We start from the raw sequence: 25,680 nt of genomic DNA, 5'->3' as shown, positions 1-25,680 counted from the left end.
GTTGCCCGACTGTGCCGTTCGTGCAACACGGGGGCGGCCGGGTGAGCGCGGCCCGGATTGCACGAACGGCCCTTTCCTGCAGCTCAGTTGCAGCAAAGGGCCGTTCGTGCAGAAACCACCCGGAGCCCAGGCAGGCTCACTCCGGCGGGTTGACCTCGCGGCGCAGGATCTTGCCCGTCGGGCCCTTGGGGAGCTCCTCGACCAGCCACACCTGGCGCGGGTACTTGTAGGCGGCGACGCGCTCCTTGACGAAGTCGCGCAGCTCCTCGGGGTCGGCCTTCTCCCCGGCCCTGAGCGCGACGGCCGCGCCGATCTCCTCGCCCCACTCCGGGTGCGGGATGCCGACGACGGCGGCCTCGGCCACGGCGGGGTGCTCGTAGAGGGCCTCCTCGACCTCACGCGGGTAGACGTTGTAGCCGCCGCGGATGATCAGGTCCTTCTTGCGGTCGACGATGAAGTAGTAGCCGTCGGCGTCCCTGGTGGCGACGTCGCCGGTGCGGAACCAGCCGTCGGGGACGGCCTCCGCGGTGGCGTCGGGGCGGCCCCAGTAGCCCTTCATGACGTTGTCGCCCCGGATGGCGATCTCGCCCGGGGTGTCGGTGCCGACGTCGGCCCCGTTGTCGTCGACGACCCGCATCTCGCAGCCGGGGATCTCGAAGCCGATGGAGCCGGGTTTGCGCTCGCGGTGGGGCTGGTTGAAGGAGGCGACAGGTGAGGTCTCGGACAGGCCGTAGCCCTCGAGGACCATGCAGCCGAACTTCTCCTCGAAGGCGCGCATGATCTCCACGGGCATGGCGGAGCCGCCGGAGGCGCAGGTGCGCAGGGTGGTCATGTCGGCGGTGTCGGCGTCGGGGTGGTGCAGCATCGCGGCGTACATGGTGGGGACGCCCTCGAACACGGTGACCTCGTCGCGGGCGATCACGGCGAGCGCCTTGGCCGGGTCGAAACGCGGGATGAGGGTCAGGGTCGCACCGACGCTGACGGCGGCGTTGAGCCCGCACGTCAGTCCGAAGACGTGGAACAGCGGCAGGCAGCCCATGATCACGTCGTCGGTGCCCAGGGTCAGGACCGACGACACGGTGGCCGCGGTGTTGGTGCGCAGGTTGGCGTGGGTGAGCTCGGCACCCTTGGGCTGCCCGGTCGTCCCGGACGTGTAGAGGATGACGGCGGTGTCGGAGTCGTCGCGGGTGACGGCGTCGGGTGCGGGGGCGGCGTCGCCGGTGTCGGGGCCCAGCGGCCCGACGAGCACGGCCGGGATGCCGACGGTCCCCGCCGCCGCGGTGACGGCGTCGCCCCCGGAGTCCCACCCGAACACGAGCGACATGCCGGAGTCGCGCAGGTAGTACTCGACCTCGCGCTGCTTGAGCAGCGGGTTCATGGGGACAACGGTCGCGCCGGCGAGCAGGGCGCCGTGGAACAGAATGGGGAAGGCGGGCAGGTTGGGCAGCACGATGCCGACCCGGTCGCCGGGGGCGATGCCCTGCGCCGCAAGCATTCCGGCGACGCGGGCGGACGCGGCGTGCAGGTCGGCGTAGCTCAGCTCGACGTCGTCGAGGCGGATCGCGGTGCGGTCCGGGTGGGCGGCGGCGGTGGCCACCAGGTTCTCGGCCAGGTTCGTCATCGTCGGCTCCCGAGGTCGGCGCGAAGGCGTGTCGCCGCCGAACCTACTGCCGGTAGCCCCGGGGCGGCGCGCGTTGACGGGCCGGACGCACCCGACCTAGCGTCGTGATCGTCGTCGTCCCCGCGACACGCCCCCCGCGCGACACAGGAGTCCACACATGACCGCGCCCGCGTCGGTGCCGCCCGCTCTCCTCGAGTTCCAGACGACCCTGCGGGTCCCGGAGGGTGACGAGTCGCCCGTGGCGCTGTTCCGGTCGTTCGACGACTACATCAACGGTGGTGCGCCGGAGGTGGCGCGGGTGGTCGAGGGGGTGCCGATCCGGGAGTCGGGCGGCTGGCGCCTGGGTGCCGACGTGCACGTCCCGTTCGGTGAGCCGCCCTTCCCGACGGTGGTGCACCTGCACGGCGGGGCGTGGGTGATGGGCGCGCCGTCGACGCATCGGCGGTTGTCGGCGGAGCTGGCGTCGCGCGGGCTGCTGGTGGTGTCGGTCGACTACCGGCGCGCCCCGAAGCATCGCTTCCCCGGCGCGGTCGACGACGTCGCCGCCGCGCTGGACTGGGCCCGCGCGCACGCCGCGGAGCTGGGCGGGGACCCGGACCGGCTGATCGTGTCGGGCGACTCGGCGGGGGCCAACCTGGCGGCGGTCGCGCTGGCGACGGGCGCGGGGGAGGGGATCCGCGCGGCGTTGTTGTTCTACGGCATCTACGACTACCACCGGGCGCTGCCGACGCTGTCGGGGCTGCTCGGCGGGGACGACGCGGCGTCGCAGCTGTATCTGCCGACCGACGAGTTCGACCTGCTGCGCGGCGACCCGCGGTGTGCCCCGGAGCGGCAGGTGCAGGGCTTCCCGCCGACGCTGCTGTCGGTCGGGGAGCTCGACCCGCTGCGGCCGGAGTCGGAGTCGATGGCGGCGCGCCTCGCGGTGGCGGGGGTTCCGCACGAGCTGCACGTCGCCGCGGGTGTGCCGCACGCGTTCCTGCAGCTCCCGTCGCTGCCGGCGCACGACGAGGGTTTCGACGTCGCCGCCGCGTTCCTGCGCCGCCACGGCCTGCTCTGACGCTGCCCGACCCCGAGCGTGTGATGAGCGCTCCCGAATCGCTCGGGTGACACGTTCGATGGCGATCGACCCGGCGCGCGGACGTCGAGCGTGTCGCGAGCGCGTCCCGGCAGTGCGGCTGACACGTTCGGTGGTCGTCGTCGCGCCGCCTGACGTCGAGCGTGTCCTGGGAGCTCACCGAGTGCTCTGGTGACACCTTCGACGGCGATCGTCGCGGCGCGGACGTCGAGCGTGTCGTGAGCGCGCACCCGCCGCGCCGGCGACATATCGGGCGGTGGCCGGGCGCTGCGCCGTACACCGAGCGTGTCGTGAGAGCGCCCCGAGCGCGCTGATGACACGGCGGGTGGCGTGGTGCCAGCACCCCCTGCGGATCGTGGTGCTGGCCGTCCCGACCCGGTTCGTCGTTCCCCGTAGCGTCCCCCGAAGATCGGGAGGACACGGAGGAGCGGGGCATGTGGGTCATCGGGGTCGTGGTGGTGCTGGTCGGCGCCGGGTTCCTGTGGTCGGCGGTGAAGGCGCAGCGGTCGGTGCACGCGATGCTGGCCGCCGACACGCTGTCGGTTCCGGAGCTGGAGGACCTGCGCCGGACCTCCGACGAGCTGGGGGCCGCGGGCGGGTTCCGCAAGGTGTGCGAGGTCGTCGGCGCCGCGCACCCGAGCCCCGAGGGCGTGCTGCGCTCGGAGCTGACGGGCACCGAGTGCGTGTGGCACAGCCACCGGGTGCAGCGCCGCTACAAGCACTACGACCGGGACCGCGACGGGAACACCCGCGTCTCGACGCGCACGGAGACCGTCGCGGAGCAGACGTCCGCGCACGGGTTCGCGCTGATCCGTGACGGCCTGACGATCGGGGTGGACCACGCGGGCCGGCGTCCCGACGGCGTCGAGCAGGTGACGGACCGCTTCGAGGAGTCGCGCGAGCCGTCGAACGGCTGGGCGCACGTGGTGGGTGCGCTCGTCGGCGGGGACCGCGACGAGACGATCGGGTTCCAGTACACCGAGTGGGTGCTGCGGCCGGGGACGCCGATGTACGTCCTGGGCGAGGTGCACGACGCGGTCGGTCCGCTGATCATCGCCCCGCCCGCGGACACCGAGCAGCCCTTCGTGATGTCGACGAGCACCGAGGCCCAGCTCACCGACGCGGCGCGCGGCAAGCAGCGGTTCCGGTCGCGGCTGGGGGCGGCGCTGGTCGTCGTGGGGATCGTCGTGGTGGTCCTGGCCCTGGTCCTCTGACTCGTGAGTGGCGTTGTCGGCCACAGCCAACGCCATAGCCAACAACGCCGCTCACGAGTCGTAGGCTCGACCTGTGGGAACGACTCTCGACGGACCGAGCGGCGGCCCGCTCGACGGGATCCTCGTCGCCGACTTCTCCCGGGTCCTCGCCGGCCCGTACGCGACGATGATCCTGGGTGACCTGGGCGCGACCGTCGTGAAGGTCGAAGCGCCCGGCGGCGACGACACCCGCACCTGGCAGCCCCCGACGCGCGATGGCGTCGCCACCTACTACCTGTCGACGAACCGCAACAAGCGGTCGGTGGTCCTGGACTTCACCGACCCGGCGGATCTCGATGTGGCGCAACGCCTCGCGGCCCGCGCCGACGTCGTGGTGGAGAACTTCAAACCCGGCGGGCTCGTCCGCTTCGGCCTCGACCACGACACCGTGCGCGCCGCGAACCCGGCCGTCGTCCACTGTTCCATCACCGGATTCGGCGCGACGGGCGGCGCGCACCTGCCGGGCTACGACCTGCTGGTGCAGGCCACGTCGGGGCTGATGAGCGTCACCGGCGAGGCGGGCGGGACGCCGCTGCGAGCGGGCACCGCGGTCTTCGACGTGATGACGGGCCTGCACGCGGGCGTCGCGATCCTGGCCGCGCTGCGCCACCGCGACGCCACCGGGGAGGGCCAGCACGTGGAGACGAACCTGCTGTCGGTGGCGATGTCGTGCCTGGTCAACCAGACCTCGGCCGTCGTGGCCGGAGGTGTGGTGCCCACCCGGATGGGCAACGAGCACCCGAGCGTCTACCCGTACGAGCCGATGCCGACCGGCGACGGCGAGCTCATCGTCATCGCCGCGAACAACGGCCAGTTCCGCAAGCTGTGCGAGGTCATCGGCGCCCCGGACCTCCCCGACGACGAGCGCTTCGCCACCCCCGCCGCGCGCAGCGCGAACCGGGAGGCGCTGCGGCCGTTGATGATCGCGAAGCTGGCGGCGCGCAGCGCCGCGGAGTGGTTCGACCTGATCACCGGGGTCGGGGTGCCGTGCGGTCCGATCAACGACGTCGCGCAGGGGGTCGCGCTCGCCGAGGACCTCGGCCTCGACCCGGTGGTGTGGCCGGGCGACCCGGCGACGGCGGTGCCGTCGATCCGCAACCCCGTCGGCTACTCGGCGACCCCACCCACCTACCGACGCAGCCCGCCCGCCCTCGGCGCCGACTCGGCGGAGGTGCGGGCGTGGCTGGACGGACTGTGAACGGGTGAAGGACGGCGGCGGTCGTCCCCGCGACCGCCGCCGTCAGGGTCGGGGTGCTCAGTTCCCGCCGCGGCCGAAGGGGTTGCCGCCGAACGGGTTCAGGCCGTCCTGCCCGGAGCCGTCGCCGCCGCCGGAACCGTTGCCCCCGGATCCGTTTCCGCCGGAGCCCGGGCCGCCCGGGTCCGAACCGCCGGTGCTGGTCGTCGCGGCCTGGTCCTGCTGGCTGCCGAGCGTCACGTCGACGGTGCGCGCCGAGCCGCCGGTGCCGATGGTCAGCGTGACCTTGTCGCCGGGGGCGTAGGAGCCGATGCGCGCGACGAGGTCGGAGAAGTCGCCGACCGTCGCGTCGCCCACCTTGGTGACGACGTCGCCGGCCTTCAGCCCGGCCGCCGCGGCGGGGGAGCCGTCCTGCACGGCGGCGATCTGCGCGCCGGAGGAGTCCCTGCTGCTGCCGGTGGAGCCCTGCACGCCGAGCACCGGCTTCGTCGCGTGCCCGGTGTTGATGATCTCCTGGGCGACGCGTTTGGCCTGGTCGACGGGGATCGCGAAGCCAAGGCCGACGCTGCCCGTCGAGCCCTGCGCCGTCGCGATCGCCGAGTTGATGCCGACGACCTGCCCGTCGAGGTTGACCAGCGGGCCGCCCGAGTTGCCCTGGTTGATCGGCGCGTCGGTCTGCAGTCCGTTGTAGACGACGCCGGTGCCGTCCTCGCCCTGCACCGCGACGGTGCGGTTGAGCGCGCTCACGATGCCGGTGGTGACGGTGCCGGTGAGCCCCTGGGGCGAGCCGATCGCGACGACCTGCTGGCCGACCTGCACGTCCTTGGTCTGGCCGAGTGTCGCGGGGGTGAGCCCGGAGACGCCGTCGAGCTTGATGACGGCGAGGTCGTAGCTCGGCGCGGTGCCGACGACCTTCGCGGTGTGCTGCGAACCGTCGGAGAGGGTCACGGTGATCTGGCCGGTGGCGCCCGCGACCACGTGGTTGTTGGTCAGGACGTTGCCGTCGGCGGTCAGGATCACGCCGCTGCCCTCGGCGGTGCCCTGCGCGAGGTTCACCCTGATGTCGACGGTCGACGGCGTCGCCTTGGCTGCCGCGGCCGCGACGGTGCCGTTGGTGGCGGCGGCGTTGGAGGCGCTCGCCGGGCTGCTGCTCAGGGTGACGTTGCCGCCGTTGTCGTCGAGGACGGCGTAGGCCGCGCCGAAGCCGGCGCCACCGCCGACGAGGCCCGCGATCAGCGCGGCGGCGACGATCCCGATCATGGGCCGGGCCTTCTTGCGCTCGGCGTGCTGCGGCACGGGGGCCGCGAGCGTCGTGGTGCCGGGGCTGCTGTGCGGGGCCTGCTGGGCGTGCGCGCGGTACGGGTCCGGCTGTTGGTTCCAGCCGTGGCGGTTCCAGGCGCTCTGGTGGTCGCCGGGTCCGTGGGTCGGGCCGGGCTGGGGGCCGTGCTGCGCGCCCGCGGCCCAGGGTGCGGGCGGCGTGGCGGGGAACTGTGTCGTCGGCGGGTCACCGGCGGGTCGGTCGGCCGCGGGCCCGGACGCGGGTGCGTCGGACGGGCCGGCGGTGGTCGGGGCCCCGGCCGGGGTGTCGGAGGTGGACGGCGCGCCCGTGGGCGGCACGGAGGTCTGCTCGGTCGGGGGTCGACCGGCCGGATCGGCGTCTCCGTCGGGACGGCCGTACCCCCGCTGCTCGTCGGTCATGGTGACAACTGTGGGCGTCCAAGCTGAGACGTCCCTGTGCTGCCCCTGGGAAATGGCGGGTGAATCGCCGCGGCCCCACCGAGCTTGTCAGGGTTCACTTGACAACCAGGGCGTGTCAGGTGTTCCCTGACAGGCATGAGCCCACTCGACACCGCCCTGTCCGCCGACGTCACAGCCGCGGCCGACACCGTCCGCGTCGCGGCCGTCGCCGAGTCCGGCCGCCAGGCCGACCTGCTGCTCGCCGGGGCGGGCGAGCCCGGCGAGCGCGACCACGAGATCGCCTGGCAGGTCCTGCAGTTCCGGATCCACCTCACCGTCGGCCTCGACCCGCTGCCCGACCTGGTCGGGTTGCGCCGCATCGGGACCACGTGGGAGGTGATCGCGCGCGCCGCGGGCGTCACCCGGCAGTCGGCCCACGAACGCTGGGCCCGGCCGGTCGCCGACGTCCTCGACCGCTACGGCACCGGGGAGCTCCCGGGCGGACTACTTTCCACCCCATGACCTCACTCGATGCCGTGTGGACCCTGGCCGCCGCCGAGTCGTACCTGGCCGTCGTGTCGGTCACGCGCGCCGACGGGACCGTCGCGTCGTCACTGGTCAACGCCGGTCCGGTCACCGACCCGACGACGGGGGAACCGGTCGTCGGGTACGTGACCTACGGCCCGGTGAAGCTCGCGAACCTGCGTTCCCGGCCCGCGTCGGCGCTGACGTTCCGCTCCGGTTGGCGCTACGCCACGATCGAGGGCACCTGCCGCGTCATCGGCCCGGACGACCCCGCCGCCGGGGTCGACGCCGAGCGGCTGCGGCTGCTGCTGCGCGAGGTGTTCACCGGTGCGGGCGGCTCCCACGACGACTGGGACGCCTACGACGAGACGATGCGCGCCGAGCGCCGCGCCGCCGTCCTCCTCACCCCGACGAGGGTCTACGGCAACGCGTGACGGTGTCGAAGGCCACGAGCCGAGATCCGGAGCGCGGTCGGGCTGTATCGTGTTGCCTGCGAAGGGGAGTAGCTCTCAACGTCGCGGTCGACATACTGATCACCTTGTCGTGGTCCGGCCGCACGGCCTGCGCCACCAGGCGAGCGAGACCTTCGATCCGATAGAGCTGTCGGGTCGAAGAGTTCCTTTCCTCGATCCGGCACGAGATCGAGGGGTGGTCCATGTACGACGTCCTGGTCGCGACCGCGGTCAGTTTCGGTGTCATCTTCGTGGCCGAGCTCGGTGACAAGTCCCAGCTCATGGCCCTCACGTTCGCCACCCGATTCAGGATGGTGCCGGTCCTCGTCGGCATCACGATCGCCACGTCCGTCGTGCATCTCGTGTCGGTGGCCGTCGGTCACGGCCTGGGCGCGGCGCTGCCGACCGGCTGGATCGCGCTGGTCGCGGCGGTCGCCTTCTTCGGGTTCGGTGCGTGGACGTTGCGCGGCGACTCGCTGAGCGACGAGGAGCGGAGCAAGGCCTCCCGCGTCGCGCGGTCGGCCGTCATGGCCGTGACCGTCGCGTTCTTCCTCGCCGAGCTGGGCGACAAGACGATGCTGGCGACGATCACGCTCGCCACGCAGCACGGCTGGTTCGGGGTGTGGCTGGGTTCGACGCTCGGCATGGTCGCCGCCGACGCGCTCGCGATCGTCATCGGACGCCAGTTGGGCAAGCGGCTGCCGGAGCGGACGATCCGCTACGGCGCGGCCGGGCTCTTCGGGGTGTTCGGCCTGTGGCTCGCCGCCGACGCGGTGGAGCAGCTCACCGGCGAGCCGGTCGGCGCGTTCTTCGACCACCACGCGGCCGGCTGGATCGCGCTGGTGCTGGCGGTCGCCGGGATCGTCCTGGGCATCCGCTACCGGCGGCGTGTGGTGTCGTCGCGTCCGGTGCCGGGTGTGGCGTGGCGTTCCGGGTCGGCGTCGTGGTGGGTGCGGTCGTTGTCGGTGTTCGCCGCCGTGGTCGGCCTCGCCGCGCCGCTGCTCGTCGCCGTCGACGTCATCCAGCCGATCTCGCTGTTCAGCGACCCCGGTATCGCTGTCGCGGGCGCCGGTGTGTTCCTCGGCGGGTTCGCGCTGTGGCGGGCGGCGGTGGCGTCGGTCGTGACGCGGGGCCGCCAGACCGGGGGGCGTCCCGGCTTCGCGACGATGGGCGTGCACGCGCGGACCCGCAACCCGGGCCTGACCGGCGTGGTCGTCGCGACGGCCGGCCTGCTGCTGATGGTGCCCGCCGTGATGGGCGTGCTGGCGATGGTGCTGATCGTCGTCGCCGTGCAGGTCCAGGCGCGGGCGGTGCGCGAGCCGCGGCTGGCGGCCGCGTACGGCGCGACCTACGCGGGATACGTGCTGCGGTCCGGGCGGTTCCTGCCCCGGCTGCGGCCCACGGAGGCCCCGGGCCTGCGTGATCGCGTCCGCGTCGGCTGATCCCGCCCCCTGTGAGCGGCGATGGTCGCTATAGCGACTGTTGCCACTCACGACCCCGGTGAGGCCGGCCGGCGTGTGTGCCGGCGTCGCGCCCTGGACGGGCACCGCCGTGAGGGCGTGAGGAGGAGGGGCAGGCGCCCGAGTCTGCGGGGGCGCAGCCTGTCGCCGGGGAATCCCGCGGTCTCGACAGACCGAGCGAGCCCGGATGCGCACCGCCCGTCACCGCGTCGCGCGGCGTGAGGTCCCCTCGCTGCGCCTGCGCGGGTCGGCCTCGCCGGCGGTCGAGCTCGGACAGTGCGGCGAGGCACACCGTGAGCCACACCCCGCCCGTCAGCCATCCGTCCAGGACGTCGGTGGGCCAGTGCACCCCCAGGTAGACGCGGCTGAACCCGATGATCGCAACCGCGCCGGACGCGACGGTGACGGCGACACCGGAGAGGGCCGGGCGCCAACCGAGCCGGACGACGATCGCCGCCGCCGTGCCGAGGACGACGACGGAGCTGAGCGCGTGCCCGGACGGGAAGGAGTACGTCGTCTCGACCGCGAGCCGCAGCGCCTCGGGCGGTCGTGGGCGGGCGACCGCCTGCTTGAGCCCCACGATCAGCAGTCCCGCGCCTGCGACCGCACCGATCATGACGACGGCGTCGCCCACGCGCCGCCGCCACAGCAGCAACGCGCCCACGACGGCCGCGAGGACCGCCATACCGACGGTGTCGCCGACCGTGCCGACCACGGTCAGGATGCCGGTCGCAGCCGACGATCGCAGCCGGACCAGCTCGTCGGCGACAGCGCGGTCGGGGCCCACCGGGCCGAGGTGGCCGACGACGACCACCACCGACGACAGCGCGGCGTGCGCGGCGACGAGGACGGCGACGATCCCGGTGTGGACGGCCAGCCGGTGGCCCACGAGGAGCAGCGCCACGGCGGCGACGACCGCCACGACAGCGGCACCGTCCTGGGCGACGAGCACCAGCATCGCGCTCACCGCGACGTCACGACGAAGAAGTCCCACTGGTCGGACTGCAGACAGCGGTCGTTCGGCCCGGGCATCGACGGGAGCAGCGGCGTCCCGGCGAGGTGGTCCGGGCGATGAGTGGCGTGGTCGTAGGTGAACAGGTCGACCATCTGGATGTGGATGTCGAGCTCCATCGCGGTGACCGCACCCGCATCGGCGAGGGCGGCGGCAAGGGTTGAGAGGGTCAGGCCGGCCCCGCCGACGTAGACGAGGCTGTTGTCGGCGGTGACGCCCAGGCCCGAGCGCCACGTGTACTGCAGCTGGTTGCTCGCCGACCCCCAGCTGCCGCCGGCGTTGACGTCGAGCCCGGGCACGACCCGGCCGTGGTCGATGATCGGATCCGGGTTCTGCCGGACGGCCGCGACGGTCGGGCCCGGTCCGACGTCGCTGCCCCACGCGCCGATGTGCACCGTCCCGGACGTGTCGACGACCGCGGATGCGGCGCCGTCGCGGGGCGGTACCGCGGTGCGGCCAGGGGCGTGACCGGCGAGTACCGACGCCGGCTGCCACTGCCCTTCCCCGGCCGGCGGCGGGTCGACGAGCGTGGGCAGCGGCGGCGGAACCGCGACGGCCGTTGCGCCCCGGGGCGACGTGGACGGCAGCGGCCGCGGATCCGGGGGCACATCGAGGCCGGAGCCAGCGGCGGAGCGTGTCCTGTCGGCGTCCCTCATACCGTCCACGCTATGAACGTGCAGGTACGGGCCGTGCCATCCGAGGGTTATGGTTCGGCCATCGACGACGGTGGGCCGCGCAGTAGGTGGAACCGGCCAACACGCGGTAAGCGTTCGGTAAGCACGCCGGTTACGTCCGCTTTCGGCGGGCGCTGCTCCGTACGGTCGGATCGTGGCTCGCATACTCCTCGTCGAGGACGACGACACGATCGGAACCGCGGTGGCGCGCAGCCTGACCCTCCACGGCCACGACGTGATCTGGACGCAGGACGGCGTGTCCGCGGTCCGGGAGGCCGGCCGCGCGCCCGTCGATCTCGTCCTGCTCGACCTCGGACTGCCCGATCTCGACGGTCTCGCCGTCTGCCGGGCGATCCGCCCGCTGCTGCCCGACGCCGTGATCGTCATCCTGACCGCGCGCGACGACGAGATGGACGTCGTCCTCGGGCTGGAATCCGGTGGTGACGACTACCTCGTGAAACCCGTGCGTCTGGCCGAGCTCCACGCCCGGGTCCGCGCCCACCTGCGGCGGGCCGAGGCCTCCCGACAGGGACCCCCCGCCACCCTCGGGGATCTCGAGGTCGACTTCGTCGGCCGCCGGGTGACGGTGGGGGGCGTCGAGGTCCGGCTGCGGCCACGCGAGTACGACCTGCTGGCCCGACTCGCGTCGCAACCCGGAACCGCGATCAGCCGCGACGTCCTCATCGCCGAGGTCTGGGACGAGAACTGGTTCGGTTCGACGAAGACCCTCGACGTGCACGTCGCCGGCATCCGGCGCCTGCTGGCCGCCACCGGAGGTGGGTCGATGCCGACGATCGTCACGTTGCGCGGGCACGGCTACCGGCTCGACCCACCCGCCTGATCATGCGTCGACGCATCGTCGTGCTCACCGTCGCGGCGGCGGTGCTGGCCATCGGCCTGTTCGGGCTGCCGCTCGCCGGCATCGTCCTGAAGTACCTGTCCGACCACGAACGACGTGAGCTCGACCAGGTCGCGACCGTCACGGCGCTGACCGTCGCGGTGGACGTGGCTGCGAACCGGCCCATCCAGCTGCCGCCGGGTCGTGGCAACGCCGAGGTCGGGCTGTACGACACCGCCGGGGTGCGCATCCTCGGTTCCGGCCCCGCGACCGCGGACGACGCGGTGCGGCAGGCGCTGCGGGATCCGGGGCGCGCCACCTCCGACGACGGTGCGGTCGCCCTGGCCGTGACCGGCGACGACCCACGCGCGGGCGTCGTCCGGGTGGCCGGGTCGTCGAGCGAGCTGTATCTGCAGGTCGTCGGGGTGTGGACCATGATGCTCGCGCTCGCCCTCGCTGCGTTGCTCGCGGTGTGGGTCGTCGCGCGGCGCCAGGCCGGGCGGCTCGCCGGGCCGCTCGAGGAACTGTCCGGTCGAGCACGCCGGCTCGGCGACGGCGACTTCACGACATGGACGGGACGCGTCGGCATCCCCGAGATCGACTCCGTCGGTGCCGCCCTCGACACGACCGCGGAACGGATCGGCGCGCTCGTCGCGCGGGAGCGCGCCTTCACCGCCGATGCGTCCCACCAGCTCCGAACACCGCTCACCGGTCTGCGGCTGAGCTTGGAGACCGCGCTCGACGATCCCGGCGCGGACCTGCGGAACGCCGTCGACGCGGCGATTCGCTCCGCCGACGGGCTGCACCGCACCGTGGAGGACCTCCTGGCCCTCGCGCGCGACGTCCACACCGGCAACCCGATCGTCGACGTGCGGGGGATCGTCGACGACGTCGTCGGCCAGTGGCGTCGTACCCTCGCCGCGCGCGACCGGGCGCTGCGGATCGACGTGGACCCTGATTGCGCTCCGGCCCGCGCATCGGCCGCGGCGGTTCGCCAGATCCTCGGCGTCCTGCTCGACAACGCCGTCGTCCACGGAGCCGGGACGGTGACGGTCCGTCTTCGCACCACCGCGGGAGCGCTCGCCCTGGATGTGGTCGACGAGGGCGACGCCCTCACCGGGTCCACGTCCGCCCTGTTCGTTCGACGGTCGGGCCGCGACGGCGCAACGGGGGGCGGATACGGAATCGGTCTCGCGCTGGCACGTAGCCTCGCCGAGGCCGACGGCGGGCGGCTGGCCGTGGGCAGCACCCACCCGACGACGTTCACGTTGTTGCTGCCCAGCGCCGCGAAAGCCTGTGAGCGGCAATAGTCGCTATCGCGACTATTGCCGCTCACGAGGGACGGGTCAGGAGTACCAGGTGGGCTGCGGCAGCTCGTCGCGCAGCAGGTGCGCCCCTACCTCACGGCGCTTGTAGGCCACCGGATCGTGCAGCGTGTGGGTACGGACGTTGCGCCAGAAGCGGTCCAGCCCCAGCTCCGTGGTGGTCGACCTGGCCCCCGTGCCCTCCAGGACCCGGCTCGTGACCTCCAGCGCGACGTCGGTGGCGCGGGCCTTGAGCGCCGCGACCCGTACCTCGTGCTCGCCGCGCTGCCGCTCGGTGACGTGCCAGGCGTCGCGGTGGAGCGCGAGACCCTCCTGCGCGACCTGGTCGGCCAGCGCCTCGACCGCCCACAGCTTCGACGCCAGGTCGCCGTAGAGGTCGAGCACGTACGGCTCGTCGACGGCACGCTCGTACCCGCCGTGCAGCCACGACCGCGACTCGGTGCGCGTGTACCCGGCCGCGGTCTCCAGCGCGCCGCGGGCGATGCCCAGGTAGAAGCTGACGAACACGAGCTGGATCGTCGGCACGTTGAGCGTGTTGTAGACGCGCGGCTGGAACGTCTTGCCGACGAACCCGGCCGCGCCCGCCCACGGCACGCTCACCTCGGTGATCGTGACGCCGCCGCTCTCGGTGAGGCGCTGCCCGAAGTTGTCCCAGTCGTCGTGGAAGGTGATGCCGGGCTGGTCGCTCGGCACGATCGCGAAGACGTGGGTGTCGGTGCCGTCGAGGACGCCTTCGAGGACGGTGACGTCGGAGACCTTGCTGCCGGTCGAGAACGACTTGCGCCCGTTGAAGACGATGTGGTCGCCCTCGTCGCGGATGCGGACGTCGGTGTCGCGGGGGTTGACCGCACCGCCGAAGAACCAGCGGTTGCGGGCGGCGTCGGCCTCGACGGCCTCGATCTGCTCGGGCGTGCCGACGAGCCGCGCCGCCCAGTTCCACAGGTAGTGGTAGCCCAGCAGCTGGCCGACGGACCCGTCGGCGGCCGCGATCTCGCGGACGACGCGGTAGGCGGTGGGCCATTCCTGCCCGCCGCCGCCGTGCGCGACCGGGCCGAGCAGCGTCACCAGTCCGGAGTTCTTGAGCAGGGCGATCTCGTCGTAGGGGGTCTGGCCGGCGCGGTCGCGGGCGGCAGCGCCGACGGCGAGGACCTCGCGGACCTCGCGGGCGCGGGCGAGCCACGCATCGGGTGAGTCGGGGACGGGCCGGGCGGCCCAGTCGACGGTGGCGGGTCGGTTGTCGAGCGTGGTCATGACGGTGCCCTTCGGCATGGGGACGCGTGCCGCGGCCCGCGCGGGAGCGCGGCGTCGGGCGGCAGGGGTCGTGCCACCGGCGACCCGAGCGGGTGGGCTCCGGGGCGCGCGGGCGCGCACGCGTGAGTGGGCCGGACGGTGAAATCCGGGTGGTCGACCGTGGGATGGGGCCTCAGCGTCGACAGGAGGTCGTCACGGCGCGGGCGAGGTCGATGTGCCGGCGCCGCGTCAGCAGCGTCGGGGCCGGGAGGGACACGGGTCAGGCGCCGGCGACGAGTGCGGGCTCGCGCGCGACGAGCTCCGCCTCCTTCTCCCGGATGATCGGCAGCACGTGGCGGCCGAAGTACTCGACCTCCTCGTGGTAGTGCAGGAACCCCAGGAGCAGCAGGTTCGCGCCTCGGCGCTTGTACTCCAGTGCGCGGTCGGCGATCTGCTCGGGCGTGCCGATCAGCTGGGTGCGGAAGTCGTCGTTGTACTGGACGAGGTCGTCGAAGGAGGAGTCCGCCCACATCCCGCGCTTGTCCGATGTGGACGAACCGGCCTGCTGCACGGCGCTGCGGAAGCCCTCGACGGCCTCCACGTTCGCGCCCGCGATGATCTCGCGCAGCTGCTCGCGGGCCTCCCGCTCGGAGTCGCGGGCGATGAGGAACCCGTTGAGCCCGAAGCGGACCGCACCCGCGCGACCGGCGTCGGCGGCGTGGGCGTTCACCTCGGCCACCTGCTCGACGAAGCCGTCGTAGTCCTTGCCGTTGGAGAAGTACCAGTCCGAGACGCGGCCGCCGTTGCGGCGGGCCGCGGTCGAGTTGCCGCCCTGGAAGATCTCCGGGTGCGGGCGCCCGGGCACGTCGACGGGCTTGGGTTTGAGGTCGAAGTGGTGGAGCCGGTAGAAGTCACCGGCGAAGTTCGCGTCGTCGGAGGTCCAGATCTCGCGCAGGACCTGGATGAACTCGGCGGTGCGCCGGTAGCGCTCGTCGTGTTCGAGCCACGGCTCGCCCAGTGCGGTGAACTCGTCCTTGAACCAGCCGGAGACCACGTTGACCGCGGCCCGGCCCCCGGAGAGGTGATCGGCCGTCGCGACCCACTTGGCCAGCACGCCGGGCTGCCACAGCCCGGGGTGGACGGCGGCGATGACCTTGAGCCGCTCGGTGGCGAGCAGCAGGGCGAGGGAGAAGCTCGTGGACTCGTGCTGGTGGTCGGCGCCGTAGCTGGCCATGTACCGGACCTGGCTGAGCGCGTAGTCGAAGCCGTTGTTCTCGGCCAGCTGCGCGAGCGTGCGGTTGTAGTCGTAGCCCCAGTCGGTGCGCTGCTCGACGGTGCTGGTGACCAGTCCACCGCTCACGTTGGGGACCCAGTAGGCGAAGGACAGTGGTGTCGGGTCGACGGGTGTGCCGGGCATGGCTGTCTCCTGGACGACAACGCGCGAGAACCCCACGCGCGCAAGGGAAGAAGGTGTGGGGCGAACCGCTCAGCGACAGCCGCAGGAGACGACACGCTGGAGGTCCACGTGACGCCGGCGCGTCAGCGGGTGCGTGGTCATGGCATCGACGACACCAGACGGCCGTCGCCGGTGTCAACCCGCGTCCAGCCGTCGGGAAGCGCGTCGCGTGTACGGACGTTCACGAGTCGTAGAGGTGCGCGTGCTCGGCCCGCAGCTTGTACTTGAGCACCTTGCCGCCGACGGTGTCGGGCAGCGTGTCGGCGAACACGACCGCCTTCGGCGTCTCGAAGCCGGCGAGCCGTTCGCGGCAGTGCGCGATGATCGCCTCGGCGTCCGGGGTCGAGCCCGCGCGGGGCACCACGACCGCGGTCACGGCCTCGCCCCACCGCGGGTGGTCGAGCCCGATCACCGCGGCGCGTTCGACGTCGGGATGGCCGTAGAGCACCGACTCGACGCGCATGCTCGACACGTTCTCGCCGCCGGACTTCACGATGTCCTTGTAGCGGTCGACCATGATCCGCAGGCCGTCCTCGTCGATCTGCGCACTGTCACCGGAGTGGAACCAGCCGCCGCGGAACGCCTCGCGCGTGGCCTCCTCGTTGCGGTAGTACCCGGCCATCAGCACCGGGGACCGGTAGACCGCCTCGCCGGGCTCGCCGCGCACCGGCGTCCCGGTCTCGTCGACGACGTCGGAGGCGAGGACCGGGCTGGGCACGCCGACGTAGTTGACCGCGGGCGCACTGCGCGCGTACACCTCCGGCCACTTGGTCGGCCAGAAGCGGTGGCAGGCGATGGCCTCGGTCTGGCCGAAGATGCCGAGCGTCACGAAGCCCTCGGCGCAGCGCTTCTCCAGGTCGGCGACCACCTGTGGTTCCAGCGCGCCCCAGCCGTAGACGAGCGTCGTGAGGCTGGAGACGTCGAGCTCCGGGCGGCTGTTCAGCTCGGCCGCGAGGTTCGCGGCGAACTGCGGGGAGCCGTTCCACACCGCGGTGGCGCGTTCCTCCGCGATCGCGTCGGCCGTCGCGTCCGGGGTGGGCCGCCGGCCCAGCACCATCGAGCCGCCCGCGAGGAAGGCGCCGAACGGGAAGATCTGGTCGCCGACGTGGTAGATGATCGGCAGGAAGACGACGAGCTTGAGGTCGCTCTCGTGGCGCAGGCCGCGCGACAGCGACACCGAGAAGTTCAGCGCCGCCAGGTGCGTCATCGTGTGGGAGAGCATGGCGCCCTTGGGCATCGACGTCGTTCCCGAGGTGAACAGCAGCTGCCAGATGTCGTCGCCGTGGATCTCGACGTCGGGCTCGGTCTCGGGCTTGCCCTCGATGAGCTCGGTGAACGACGGGCTGCCCGCGACGGGACCGCCGCCGACGGTGATCGTCGCGCCGACCGACAGCCCCGTCGCGGCGAACGCCGCCTCGACCTTCGGCCACATCTCGGCGTCGACGATCGTGAACCGCGGCTCCAGCACCCCGACCAGGTGCGTGACGACGTCCGTGGCCAGGTTCGGGTTGATCGGTGCGGCGACCATCCCGGCCTTGGCGATGCCGACCTTGGCCAGGAACGCCTCGACGGAGTTCTCGCACACCATGAGGACGCGGTCGCCGGGTTCGAGCCCGGCGTCGGCGAGCGCGTGCGCGACCCGGCTCGCGACGGTGTCGGCCTGCCGGTAGGTGACGGTGCGGAACTGCTCGTCGCCGTAGGCGCCCGGCCGCGCGGAGATGGCGACCTCGTCGGGATAGCTCCAGGTCAGACGCTCGAAGACGTCGCCGACCGAGGTGCGTTCCCAGCGGTTCACGGCCCGCCGGCCGCGCAGGGTCGTCACGTCGATGTGGGGCTGCTCGTTCACGTCCGGGCTCCTTCGCGCGGGGTGGAGAACCTCAGTCGGTCCGGTCAGTACTTAGTCATCAGCAGTTCACTCCGCTCGCGGGGAGCGGGGGTCACGCCCAGGCAGGCGTGGGCCATCTCGTCGAGCAGCTCGGCGAGCCGGGTCTCGGCCAGCCCGCTGTGGAAGAACAGCGTCGACTGGATCGCGCCGATCGCGGCGTGCACGGCGAGGCGCTGCTCGCCGTCGGCGAGGTCACGGCGCAGCGGTGCGAGCACGTGCACCCAGTCCTCGAGGTAGTGCCGCTGACGGTGCCGCAGCCGTCGGCGCTCGTCCTCGGGGAGGTTGTGGACCTCGCGGTGGTAGACGGCCAGCACGCTGCGGTCCTGGATGGCGACGCGGACGTGGTCGCGGACCAGGGCGGACAGCGCCGTCCGGTCGTCCGGCGCGGCGCCGACGATCCGTGCGGCCCCGGACTGCATCCGGTCCATCACCTGGTCGAGCAGGGCGATGAGGATGGCGTTCTTGCTGTCGAAGTGACGGTAGATCCCGGAGCCGACGATCCCGGCCTCCGCGCCGATGTCGGCCATCCCGACGGTGTGGAAACCACGGCGCGCGACGAGCTGCGCCGCCGCGACGAGGATCCGCTCCCGGCGGTCGGGATCGCGCTGACTGCGCGGGCGTGGGGCGGCCATCTGGTCATCATGACAGCCGGTCGGTACGGTCGTCACCAGTGAACTGCTGATCACTTCAGCTGAATTCGTACTCGAACACGCCGGAGGTACCGCGTGGACTTCGCCGAGAGCGACGAGCACCGCGACCTGCGCGCCGCCGTCGCCGCCGTCACCGCCGACTTCGGCGGCTCCTACTTCGTCGAACGCGCACGGGCCGGTGAGCCCACCCAGGAGCTGTGGGACGCGCTCGGCAAGGCCGGGTTCGTCGGCGTCAACATCGGCGAGCAGTACGGCGGCGGGGGCGGCGGGCTGGTCGAGCTGGCACTGGTGTGCGAGGAGACCGGGGCGCAGGGTGCGCCGTTGCTGCTGCTCCTGGTCTCGTCGGCGATCTCGGCCGAGGTCATCGAGGAGTTCGGCTCCGACGAGCTCAAGGCGCGCTGGTTGCCCGGTCTCGCCGACGGGTCGGGCAAGGTCGTCTTCGCGATCACCGAGCCCGACGCCGGCTCCAACACCCACAAGCTGTCGACGACCGCGGTCCGCGACGGCGACCACTGGGTCCTGAACGGCACCAAGCACTACATCTCCGGGGTCGACGAGGCCGAGGCGATCGTCGTCGTCGCGCGCACCGGCCGCGACGAGTCCGGCAACGCCCGGCTGTCGCTGTTCGTCGTCGACGCCGACGCGCCCGGCCTGGCGCGCACCCCGCTGCCCGTCGACATCCAGGTCCCGGAGAAGCAGTTCGTCCTGCACTTCGACGACGTCCGCGTCCCCGCCGGCAACCTCATCGGCGAGGAGGGGGCCGGGTTCCGGCAGGTCTTCCACGGTCTCAACCCGGAGCGCATCACGGGTGCGGCGGTGTGCGTCGGCATCGCCCGCTACGCGCTCGCGCAGGCCGCCCGCTACGCGAACGACCGCACGGTGTGGGACACCCCGATCGGAGCCCACCAAGGTGTGTCCCACCCGCTGGCCAAGGCCGCGATCGAGACCGAGCTCGCTGCGCTCATGACCCGCAAGGCCGCGTGGTGCCACGACCACGGGCTGCCGGCGGGCGAGGCGTCGAACATGGCGAAGTACGCCGCCGCCGAGGCCGCGCTCAACGCTCTCGACGCGGCGATCCAGACCCACGGCGGCAACGGTCTTGCGCGCGAGTACGGCCTGCTGCCCTACTGGGGAATGGCGAGGTTGCTCCGGATCGCTCCGGTCAACCGGGAGATGATCCTGAACTTCGTCGCCCAGCACACGCTGGGCCTGCCCAAGTCGTACTGACTCCCGGAGGCTCGACACCGATGTCGACGAACCTGATCCAGCGTGTCAACGTCGGCGACTCGCTGACCCGGTCCGCAGCCGCGCGCCCCGCGCAGCTCGCCGTCGTCGACGGGGACCGGCGTTGGACCTACGCCGAGCTCGACGCCTGGGTGAACCGGCTGACGCACGGCCTCGCCGCCCGCGGCTACCGCCGCGGCGACGCGCTGGGTCTCGCGTCGGGCAACAGCGCCGAGTTCCTCGCCGTCTACTACGCGTGCGCCAAGCTCGGCGTCGTCTGCGTCCCGATCAACCTGGGCTGGAAGGCGGGTGAGGTCGCCTACGTCCTCGGCCACTCCGGCGCGCGCGGGCTCGTCGTCGAGTCGCAGCTGGTCGGGAACGTGGCGGAGGCGATCGAGAAGGTCACCGGCGTCGCGGACGTGTTCGTCGCGCCTGGGCTGGGCGCGTCCTGGGAGCCCGCGGTCGCCGACCGGAACTGGGCAACGCTGGCCGAGCTGGAATCCGCCGACGAGTCACCGGCGGAGTACCACGTCGAGGACCGCGACGGGCTCAGCTACCTCTACACGTCGGGCACCACGTCGTTCCCCAAGGGCGTCGTCGGGTCGCACCTGGCGATCTACATGGAGTCGATGTCGGGTGCGCTCGACTCCGGCTGGCGTGCCGACGACCGCTTCCTGTGCCTCATGCCGTTCTTCCACACCGCGCAGCTCAACGCCTTCTGCACGCCCGCGCTCCTGGTCGGCGCCACCCTCCACGTGCAGCGCGGGTTCGACCCCGAGAACTTCCTGTCCGCCATCGAGCGTGAGCAGATCACGCAGGTGTTCGGGCTGCCGATGATGTACCGGGCGGCGCTGGAGCACGCGTCGTTCGCCGGGCGGGACCTGTCGAGCCTGCGCCGCGCCGTCTACGCCATGGCGCCCATGCCCGAACCGCTGATCAAGGCCTGCCTGGAGGGCTTCGGCTGCGAGTTCGCGCTGCTGTTCGGGCAGACCGAGATGAGCCCGGTGACGACGCTGTTCCGTCCCGAGCACCAGCTCACCCACGTCGGTGCGGTCGGCACCCCGATCACGGGCGTGCAGGTCGCGATCATGGGCCCTGACGGCGCGCTGCTCCCGGCGGGGGAGAAGGGCGAGATCGTCTACCGCGGCCCGTCGACGATGAACGGCTACCTGGACAACCAGGAGGCCACCGACGAGGCCTTCACGTTCGGCTGGTTCCACTCCGGCGACGTCGGCTGGTTCGGCGACGACGGCGTGCTCTGGTTCGCCGACCGCTACAAGGACGTCATCAAGACCGGCGGGGAGAACGTCGCGTCGCTGGAGGTGGAGCGGGCCGTCTACGCCGCCGACCCGCGCGTCGGCGAGGCCGTCGTCATCGGGCTGCCGCACGAGCGCTGGACCGAGGCCATCACCGCGGTCGTCGTCCCGAAGCCGGGCGAGAGCATCGACCCCGACGAGCTCAAGGAGGCCATGCGGGCGCACCTCGACGGCTACAAGATCCCCAAGGCGATCCTCGTCGTCGACGAGCTGCCCAAGACCTCCACCGGCAAGATCCAGAAGAACGTGGTGCGCGACGGGCTGCAAGAGCACTACCTGTGAGCGGTAATAGTCGCTATAGCGACTATTACCGCTCACGACCCCTCACCAGCCCATGAGCCGGACGATGTCCTGGCGCAGGCCCGGGACGGCGTAGCGGTTCCAGGCCATCCGCACGTCGGCGGTGCGGCCGTCGGCGTAGGTGCGGATGCCCGTCAGCAGGATGCAGATCAGCGCCAGCGCGCCGAGCACCGAGTAGCTGCGCACGACCTCCGGATCGACCGTCGTCGCGCGCAGCTGTTCGTAGGCGCGGAAGAACCAGTCGCGGTCGCACACCGCCTCCAACAGCGCCGACCCGGGCTCGATGAACTTGCCGCCCAGGTAGTCCAGCGCGGCGTAGCCCAGGTCGTAGCGGGGATCGCCCAGGTACGCCAGCTCCCAGTCGACGACGGCGGCGATCCGCCCGTCGTGGATCATCGTGTTGCCGATGCGGTAGTCGCCGTGCACCAGCGCGGGCGGCACCGGGTCGGGCTCGCGTTCGCGCAGCCACGCGAACGCGTCCTCGACGACGGGGTCACGCACGAGCCGATCCTGCTCGTAGGTGCGGGCCCACACGTCGATCGCGTCGGCATAGCTGCGTGGCGGGCCGAGGAAACCGAGCTCGCTCGCCGGGATCGCGTGGATCGCCGCGAGCGTCTCGACGAGGTCGCGGCCCAGCCGCCCGCCGCCCGCCCAGTCGGCCTCCAGCGCCTCGCGGTCGCGGCGCAGCCACGTCACGGGTGCAGCGCCCGGCACCCAGTCCATGACGAACCACGACCCGCCGAGTGGGGTGTCGGTCGCGTGCTCGATGCCGTACGGCGTCGGCACGGTGACGCCCGCCGCCGCGACCGTCTTGTAGAGGCGGTACTCCAGGTCGAGATCGGAGTCGAGCAGCGACGCGGGCGGCTTGACGCGGACGACGAACGCCTCGCCCTGCGCCGGCTCACCTTCGCCTTCGCTGAGCAGCCAGGTGTGTCTGGACCAGCCGCCTGCCAGCTGGCGCAGTGCCCAGTTCTTGGAGCGGTCCGCATCGCCCAGCCGGCCGGCCTCGACCAGGACGTCGAGGACGCTGTCGGGCGAGGTCACGGGTTCTCGACGCGTCCCGCGAACTCGACGTTCGCCCAGCCAGAGTGCCCGTCGACCGTCGTCGACAACAGGGACCGGTCGTTCCACGACCGCTGCAGCGTGCCGTCGGACCGGCGGTCGAACAGCACCGGCAGCACCCGTACGACGGTGCCCTCCAGCTGGTGGACGCCCGAGCCCGTCGTGATCTCGGCGGACAGGCCGGTCGGGATCGGCTTGCCCGGCACGTCCGGGCGCGGGGCCGTGCGCACCGTCTCGGTGTAGCCGACGATCGCGCGCTCGTCACCCGCCGCGAGGTCGGCTGCGGGATCGGTGAACACGGCGCCGTCACCGATCCAGCCGCCCAGGTCGGCCCGCCACATCGCGACCTCCGGGCCGGTGTCGGAGACGAGGTCGATCCAGCGCCAGTCGTCGGGGGCGAACCAGTTGCGCACGCCCCACGAGTGGTCCTTGCCGCCACGGCCGTCGATCTCGATCGTCGTGCCGTCGATCGTGATCGTGCCCTTCACCAGGCCGACCTCGTCGACGTGCCCGGTGAACAGTTCCGACCAGCGCGAGTCCTCCCGGTAGACGTACGGAGGATGCGTCGGGGTGAACGTCAGGTCGTAGGAGACGTCGACGGAGTCGGCCGCGCTCTTCGCGACGGGACCCAGGGCGGCGTGGTCGCACTCGACGCCGTCGCCACCGTCGTTGAGCTTGCCGTCGAACTCCAGGCGCCAGTCACCGAACGGCTGCTGCGACGAGTACGTCATGCCCGCGACGTGCGTGTGGTTCTCGAGCTTCTCGAACGAGTCCCATTCCGAGGCCACGAGGCTGTGCCGGTCCGGGCCCCACAGCACGTTGACCGAGCCGGAGTGGCCCGTCGCGACCCGGCGGCCGATCGACGAGAAGCCGCCGATGCCGTGGCGGGTGTCGTAGAAGGAGAAGTAGTAGCTCTCGCGCCAGCGACGGTCCTCGCCCGCGGGGTGGACGAGGTCGTGCTGCGCGACGTCGGCGGGCAGGTCGGCCGGTGAGTAGGCGGTGACGGTGCGGGTCATCGGGATCCTCCGCTGGGATTGACGGGGGTGGAGAGCAGGTCGATCTCGGCGTCGACGAGGTCGCGCAGCAGGCCGCGGACGGCTGTGGCGAGGTCGTCGGTCCCGGCGGCGCGGGCGGCGGTGAGCAGGTCGCCGATCGGGGCGCCGAGTGCGGCGACGTCGCCGGACGGGTCGTCGTCGATCGCGGCGACGACCCGGCGCGCTGCCTCAGCGACCGCTTCGGCGGGCTCGGCGGACGACCGCGCGCAACCTCTTTGCTGTTTTCCGGCCCCGGAACGACCGTGAGGTTGCGCGCCTTGTGTGTCGTCCGCGGTATCGGCCGGCCCGTCGACGAGCAGCGCCCGCAGGTCGGCGCGGAACTGCGCCGCGACGGCCGGGCCGCCGGCGAGCTCCGACGCGAGATGACGGCCGATGCTGCTCGCCGACTTGAGCTGTCCGCGCTGGAACCCGTCGAGCGGGCGGGACCAGTCGGCGCCCTCGCGCAGGACGCCCGAGAGCACCGCGGTGAGCTGCGCGGGGGACATCGCGTTGAACACCGCTCGCCTCTCTGCGTGGGGGTGTCGGCCGTCGCAGGCCGGGGGTCGCGACCGGCCCGTGGAGCCGTCGTAGTGAACCATGATGTACCAGAAGTCCTGGTGTCAACGGCGGCGCCTGGACCCCTGCCGGAGGCCGCGTCAACCGCTACGGTCGGCCACGGTGGAAGCGCAGGGCACCGACTCTAGGCAGAGTCCGTGTCCGTCGGTACAGTCCGCAGTTAGTGAATGGCTAGTTACTCCGGGAGTCGCCGTGGACGTCGTCGTGAGCATCGCCGGGCCGACTGCGAGGTGTGGCTGATGCCGGTTCTGAGGTCGGCGGTCGACACCGCCTCGGAGACCTACCGGAGCAACCGGAAGTTCCAGCTCGAGGTCATCGACGAGCTGAACGAGCAACTGGAGCTGGTCATCGCCGGCGGTGGTGAGCGCTACATGCAGCGCCACCGCGACCGCGGGAAGCTGCCGCTGCGCGAGCGCCTGGAACTGCTGCTCGACCCGGACAGCCCGTTCCTGGAGCTGGCCCCGCTCGCGGCCTGGGGCACGGGCTTCACGGTCGGCGCCTCGGTGCTCACCGGCATCGGCGTGATCGAGGGCGTCGAGTGCATGGTCATCGGGCACGACCCGACGGTCCGCGGCGGCGCGATGAACCCGTACTCGCTGCGCAAGACGCTGCGTGCGCTGGAGATCGCCCGGCTCAACCGGCTGCCGGTGATCAACCTCGTCGAGTCCGGCGGCGCCGACCTGCCCACGCAGGCCGACCTGTTCGTCCCGGCGGGACGCATCTTCCACGAGCTCACCGAGCTGTCGTCGATGGCGATCCCCACGGTCGCGCTCGTCTTCGGCAACTCGACCGCCGGCGGGGCGTACGTGCCCGGCATGTGCGACTACGCGGTGCTCGTCGACAACCGGGCCAAGGTGTTCCTCGGCGGTCCGCCGCTGGTGAAGATGGCCACCGGTGAGGACGCCGACGACGAGGCCCTCGGCGGTGCGGACATGCACTCCCGGGTGTCGGGCCTGTCGGACTACTTCGCGGTCGACGAGCTCGACGCGATCCGGCTGGGCCGCGAGATCGTCTCCCGGATCAACTGGCGCAAGCTCGGCCCGGCCCCGACCCTGAATCCGGCGCCACCGCGCTACGACCCGGAGGAGATCCTCGGGATCGTCTCCTCCGACATCAAGGTCCCGTTCGACCCGCGCGAGATCCTCGCCCGCACCGTCGACGACTCGGACTTCGACGAGTACAAGCCGCTGTACGGGACGTCGCTGGTCACCGGCTGGGCGCAGATCCACGGCTATCCCGTCGGCGTGCTGGCCAACCACCGCGGCGTGCTGTTCAGCGAGGAAGCCAAGAAGGCCAGCGAGTTCATCCTGCTGGCCAACCAGACCGACACCCCGCTCGTCTTCCTGCAGAACACCACCGGCTACATGGTCGGCACCGACTACGAGCAGGGCGGGATCATCAAGGACGGCGCCAAGATGATCAACTCGGTCACCAACAGCGCCGTCCCGCACCTGACGATCAACATGAACTCGTCGTTCGGCGCCGGGAACTACGGCATGTCCGGGCGCGCCTACGACCCGCGGCTGATGTTCGCCTGGCCCGGCGCGAAGCTCGCCGTCATGGGCGCCGCCCAGCTCGCGGGCGTCATGTCGATCGTCGGACGCGCCTCGGCGCAGTCGCAGGGCAAGCCCTTCGACGAGGAGGCCGACGCGAAGCGCACCGCCCAGATCGAAGCCCAGATCGAGGCCGAGTCGCACTCGTTCTACGTCACCGCCCGGCTCTACGACGACGGCATCGTCGACCCCCGCGACACCCGCACGGTGCTCGGGATGTCGTTGTCGGCCGTGCACTCCAACACGATCGCCGGCCGTCGTGGCTTCGGCGTCTTCCGGATGTGAGC

Annotated in this window: 23 protein-coding genes; 11 read left to right on the top strand and 12 right to left on the bottom strand. The window is 72.1% G+C overall.

Going from position 1 to position 25,680, the window contains the following annotated elements:
• Positions 1-136: 136 nt before the first annotated feature.
• Entirely contained in the window at positions 137-1,621 is a 1,485-nt protein-coding gene (locus PSU4_RS07035) for a long-chain-fatty-acid--CoA ligase (RefSeq protein WP_147103768.1), read from the bottom strand.
• A gap of 157 nt (positions 1,622-1,778) precedes the next feature.
• Between PSU4_RS07035 and PSU4_RS07030 the strand changes: the two genes are divergently transcribed.
• The 3 genes from PSU4_RS07030 (at position 1,779) to PSU4_RS07020 (ending at position 5,147) form a co-directional block, all read left to right on the top strand.
• Positions 1,779-2,678, top strand: coding sequence for an alpha/beta hydrolase (locus PSU4_RS07030; RefSeq protein WP_147103765.1), 900 nt, complete (start codon positions 1,779-1,781; stop codon positions 2,676-2,678).
• Between the two features lie 452 nt (positions 2,679-3,130).
• Positions 3,131-3,910 carry a GIDE domain-containing protein gene (locus PSU4_RS07025; RefSeq protein WP_147103762.1) on the top strand — a complete coding sequence of 260 codons (780 nt, stop codon included), beginning with the start codon at positions 3,131-3,133 and terminating at the stop codon, positions 3,908-3,910.
• Between the two features lie 73 nt (positions 3,911-3,983).
• On the top strand, positions 3,984-5,147 hold the full coding sequence (locus PSU4_RS07020; protein WP_147103759.1) for a CaiB/BaiF CoA transferase family protein: 1,164 nt from the start codon (positions 3,984-3,986) through the stop codon (positions 5,145-5,147).
• A gap of 57 nt (positions 5,148-5,204) precedes the next feature.
• On the opposite strand, the gene PSU4_RS07015 is transcribed toward PSU4_RS07020, so the two are convergent.
• Positions 5,205-6,842 (bottom strand): S1C family serine protease, encoded by a 1,638-nt coding sequence (locus PSU4_RS07015; protein ID WP_246114981.1) that lies wholly within the window; start codon positions 6,840-6,842, stop codon positions 5,205-5,207.
• A gap of 135 nt (positions 6,843-6,977) precedes the next feature.
• Here PSU4_RS07015 and PSU4_RS07010 point away from each other — a divergent pair, with 135 nt between their 5' ends.
• The 3 genes from PSU4_RS07010 to PSU4_RS07000 all read left to right on the top strand — a co-directional run bounded on the left by PSU4_RS07010 (position 6,978) and on the right by PSU4_RS07000 (position 9,240).
• Positions 6,978-7,343 (top strand): hypothetical protein, encoded by a 366-nt coding sequence (locus tag PSU4_RS07010; protein WP_147103756.1) that lies wholly within the window; start codon positions 6,978-6,980, stop codon positions 7,341-7,343.
• Positions 7,340-7,780, top strand: coding sequence for a pyridoxamine 5'-phosphate oxidase family protein (locus tag PSU4_RS07005; RefSeq protein WP_147103753.1), 441 nt, complete (start codon positions 7,340-7,342; stop codon positions 7,778-7,780). Before PSU4_RS07010 ends, PSU4_RS07005 begins: the two co-directional genes overlap by 4 nt.
• A 221-nt stretch (positions 7,781-8,001) precedes the next feature.
• Complete coding sequence (locus PSU4_RS07000) at positions 8,002-9,240, top strand: TMEM165/GDT1 family protein (RefSeq protein WP_147103750.1); 1,239 nt, start codon at positions 8,002-8,004, stop codon at positions 9,238-9,240.
• 28 nt (positions 9,241-9,268) lie between these two features.
• Here the strand turns inward: PSU4_RS07000 and PSU4_RS06995 are convergent, their stop codons facing one another.
• Together PSU4_RS06995 and PSU4_RS06990 are read right to left on the bottom strand one after the other, a co-directional pair.
• Positions 9,269-10,216 (bottom strand): phosphatase PAP2 family protein, encoded by a 948-nt coding sequence (locus PSU4_RS06995; RefSeq protein WP_246114986.1) that lies wholly within the window; start codon positions 10,214-10,216, stop codon positions 9,269-9,271.
• A 5-nt stretch (positions 10,217-10,221) separates the two neighbouring features.
• Entirely contained in the window at positions 10,222-10,926 is a 705-nt protein-coding gene (locus PSU4_RS06990; RefSeq protein ID WP_186816790.1) for a phosphodiester glycosidase family protein, read from the bottom strand.
• 172 nt (positions 10,927-11,098) lie between these two features.
• On the opposite strand from PSU4_RS06990, the gene PSU4_RS06985 reads away from it, so the two are divergent.
• Both PSU4_RS06985 and PSU4_RS06980 read left to right on the top strand, forming a co-directional pair.
• The gene (locus PSU4_RS06985; protein WP_147103741.1) at positions 11,099-11,785 is read left to right on the top strand and encodes a response regulator transcription factor; all 687 of its coding nucleotides are present in this window, start codon (positions 11,099-11,101) and stop codon (positions 11,783-11,785) included.
• A gap of 2 nt (positions 11,786-11,787) precedes the next feature.
• The gene (locus tag PSU4_RS06980; protein ID WP_147103739.1) at positions 11,788-13,092 is read left to right on the top strand and encodes a sensor histidine kinase; all 1,305 of its coding nucleotides are present in this window, start codon (positions 11,788-11,790) and stop codon (positions 13,090-13,092) included.
• A gap of 36 nt (positions 13,093-13,128) precedes the next feature.
• On the opposite strand, the gene PSU4_RS06975 is transcribed toward PSU4_RS06980, so the two are convergent.
• The 5 genes from PSU4_RS06975 to PSU4_RS06960 form a co-directional block, all read right to left on the bottom strand.
• Entirely contained in the window at positions 13,129-14,358 is a 1,230-nt protein-coding gene (locus PSU4_RS06975; RefSeq protein WP_147103736.1) for an acyl-CoA dehydrogenase family protein, read from the bottom strand.
• Positions 14,359-14,617: 259 nt separating this feature from the next.
• Entirely contained in the window at positions 14,618-15,754 is a 1,137-nt protein-coding gene (gene sfnG, locus PSU4_RS06970; RefSeq protein ID WP_147103733.1) for a dimethylsulfone monooxygenase SfnG, read from the bottom strand.
• A 69-nt stretch (positions 15,755-15,823) separates the two neighbouring features.
• Positions 15,824-15,895 (bottom strand): putative leader peptide, encoded by a 72-nt coding sequence (locus PSU4_RS32985; RefSeq protein WP_373866036.1) that lies wholly within the window; start codon positions 15,893-15,895, stop codon positions 15,824-15,826.
• Between the two features lie 79 nt (positions 15,896-15,974).
• A complete protein-coding gene (locus PSU4_RS06965) occupies positions 15,975-17,639 on the bottom strand; it encodes an AMP-binding protein (protein WP_147103730.1) in 1,665 nt (554 codons plus the stop codon).
• A gap of 44 nt (positions 17,640-17,683) precedes the next feature.
• Positions 17,684-18,310, bottom strand: coding sequence for a TetR/AcrR family transcriptional regulator (locus tag PSU4_RS06960; RefSeq protein WP_147103727.1), 627 nt, complete (start codon positions 18,308-18,310; stop codon positions 17,684-17,686).
• A 93-nt stretch (positions 18,311-18,403) separates the two neighbouring features.
• Here PSU4_RS06960 and PSU4_RS06955 point away from each other — a divergent pair, with 93 nt between their 5' ends.
• The gene (locus PSU4_RS06955) at positions 18,404-19,555 is read left to right on the top strand and encodes an acyl-CoA dehydrogenase family protein (RefSeq protein WP_147103724.1); all 1,152 of its coding nucleotides are present in this window, start codon (positions 18,404-18,406) and stop codon (positions 19,553-19,555) included.
• 20 nt (positions 19,556-19,575) lie between these two features.
• On the top strand, positions 19,576-21,150 hold the full coding sequence (locus PSU4_RS06950) for an AMP-binding protein (RefSeq protein ID WP_147103721.1): 1,575 nt from the start codon (positions 19,576-19,578) through the stop codon (positions 21,148-21,150).
• Positions 21,151-21,192: 42 nt separating this feature from the next.
• On the opposite strand, the gene PSU4_RS06945 is transcribed toward PSU4_RS06950, so the two are convergent.
• The 3 genes from PSU4_RS06945 to PSU4_RS06935 are packed head-to-tail and all read right to left on the bottom strand — an operon-like array spanning position 21,193 to position 23,770.
• Positions 21,193-22,212, bottom strand: coding sequence for a phosphotransferase family protein (locus tag PSU4_RS06945; RefSeq protein ID WP_147103718.1), 1,020 nt, complete (start codon positions 22,210-22,212; stop codon positions 21,193-21,195).
• Positions 22,209-23,246 (bottom strand): DUF7064 domain-containing protein, encoded by a 1,038-nt coding sequence (locus PSU4_RS06940; RefSeq protein WP_147103715.1) that lies wholly within the window; start codon positions 23,244-23,246, stop codon positions 22,209-22,211. The genes PSU4_RS06945 and PSU4_RS06940 overlap by 4 nt, the downstream gene beginning before the upstream one ends.
• The gene (locus PSU4_RS06935; protein ID WP_147103712.1) at positions 23,243-23,770 is read right to left on the bottom strand and encodes a hypothetical protein; all 528 of its coding nucleotides are present in this window, start codon (positions 23,768-23,770) and stop codon (positions 23,243-23,245) included. The genes PSU4_RS06940 and PSU4_RS06935 overlap by 4 nt, the downstream gene beginning before the upstream one ends.
• 309 nt (positions 23,771-24,079) lie before the next feature.
• On the opposite strand from PSU4_RS06935, the gene PSU4_RS06930 reads away from it, so the two are divergent.
• Positions 24,080-25,678 (top strand): acyl-CoA carboxylase subunit beta, encoded by a 1,599-nt coding sequence (locus tag PSU4_RS06930; RefSeq protein ID WP_147103709.1) that lies wholly within the window; start codon positions 24,080-24,082, stop codon positions 25,676-25,678.
• Positions 25,679-25,680 lie beyond the last annotated feature (2 nt).

This window comes from Pseudonocardia sulfidoxydans NBRC 16205 (assembly GCF_007989085.1).
Classification (GTDB): domain Bacteria; phylum Actinomycetota; class Actinomycetes; order Mycobacteriales; family Pseudonocardiaceae; genus Pseudonocardia; species Pseudonocardia sulfidoxydans.
This window is presented reverse-complemented; position numbering and strand designations above follow the sequence as displayed.

Excerpts from the sequence above, each read along its gene's own strand:
- PSU4_RS07035 (WP_147103768.1), bottom strand. The coding sequence starts at position 1,621 with ATGACGAACCTGGCCGAGAACCTGGTGGCCACCGCCGCCGCCCACCCG.
- PSU4_RS07030 (WP_147103765.1), top strand. The coding sequence starts at position 1,779 with ATGACCGCGCCCGCGTCGGTGCCGCCCGCTCTCCTCGAGTTCCAGACG.
- PSU4_RS07025 (WP_147103762.1), top strand. The coding sequence starts at position 3,131 with ATGTGGGTCATCGGGGTCGTGGTGGTGCTGGTCGGCGCCGGGTTCCTG.
- PSU4_RS07015 (WP_246114981.1), bottom strand. The coding sequence starts at position 6,842 with ATGACCGACGAGCAGCGGGGGTACGGCCGTCCCGACGGAGACGCCGAT.
- PSU4_RS07010 (WP_147103756.1), top strand. The coding sequence starts at position 6,978 with ATGAGCCCACTCGACACCGCCCTGTCCGCCGACGTCACAGCCGCGGCC.
- PSU4_RS07005 (WP_147103753.1), top strand. The coding sequence starts at position 7,340 with ATGACCTCACTCGATGCCGTGTGGACCCTGGCCGCCGCCGAGTCGTAC.
- PSU4_RS07000 (WP_147103750.1), top strand. The coding sequence starts at position 8,002 with ATGTACGACGTCCTGGTCGCGACCGCGGTCAGTTTCGGTGTCATCTTC.
- PSU4_RS06995 (WP_246114986.1), bottom strand. The coding sequence starts at position 10,216 with ATGCTGGTGCTCGTCGCCCAGGACGGTGCCGCTGTCGTGGCGGTCGTC.
- PSU4_RS06990 (WP_186816790.1), bottom strand. The coding sequence starts at position 10,926 with ATGAGGGACGCCGACAGGACACGCTCCGCCGCTGGCTCCGGCCTCGAT.
- PSU4_RS06980 (WP_147103739.1), top strand. The coding sequence starts at position 11,788 with ATGCGTCGACGCATCGTCGTGCTCACCGTCGCGGCGGCGGTGCTGGCC.
- PSU4_RS06975 (WP_147103736.1), bottom strand. The coding sequence starts at position 14,358 with ATGACCACGCTCGACAACCGACCCGCCACCGTCGACTGGGCCGCCCGG.
- sfnG (WP_147103733.1), bottom strand. The coding sequence starts at position 15,754 with ATGCCCGGCACACCCGTCGACCCGACACCACTGTCCTTCGCCTACTGG.
- PSU4_RS06960 (WP_147103727.1), bottom strand. The coding sequence starts at position 18,310 with ATGGCCGCCCCACGCCCGCGCAGTCAGCGCGATCCCGACCGCCGGGAG.
- PSU4_RS06950 (WP_147103721.1), top strand. The coding sequence starts at position 19,576 with ATGTCGACGAACCTGATCCAGCGTGTCAACGTCGGCGACTCGCTGACC.
- PSU4_RS06940 (WP_147103715.1), bottom strand. The coding sequence starts at position 23,246 with ATGACCCGCACCGTCACCGCCTACTCACCGGCCGACCTGCCCGCCGAC.
- PSU4_RS06935 (WP_147103712.1), bottom strand. The coding sequence starts at position 23,770 with ATGTCCCCCGCGCAGCTCACCGCGGTGCTCTCGGGCGTCCTGCGCGAG.
- PSU4_RS06930 (WP_147103709.1), top strand. The coding sequence starts at position 24,080 with ATGCCGGTTCTGAGGTCGGCGGTCGACACCGCCTCGGAGACCTACCGG.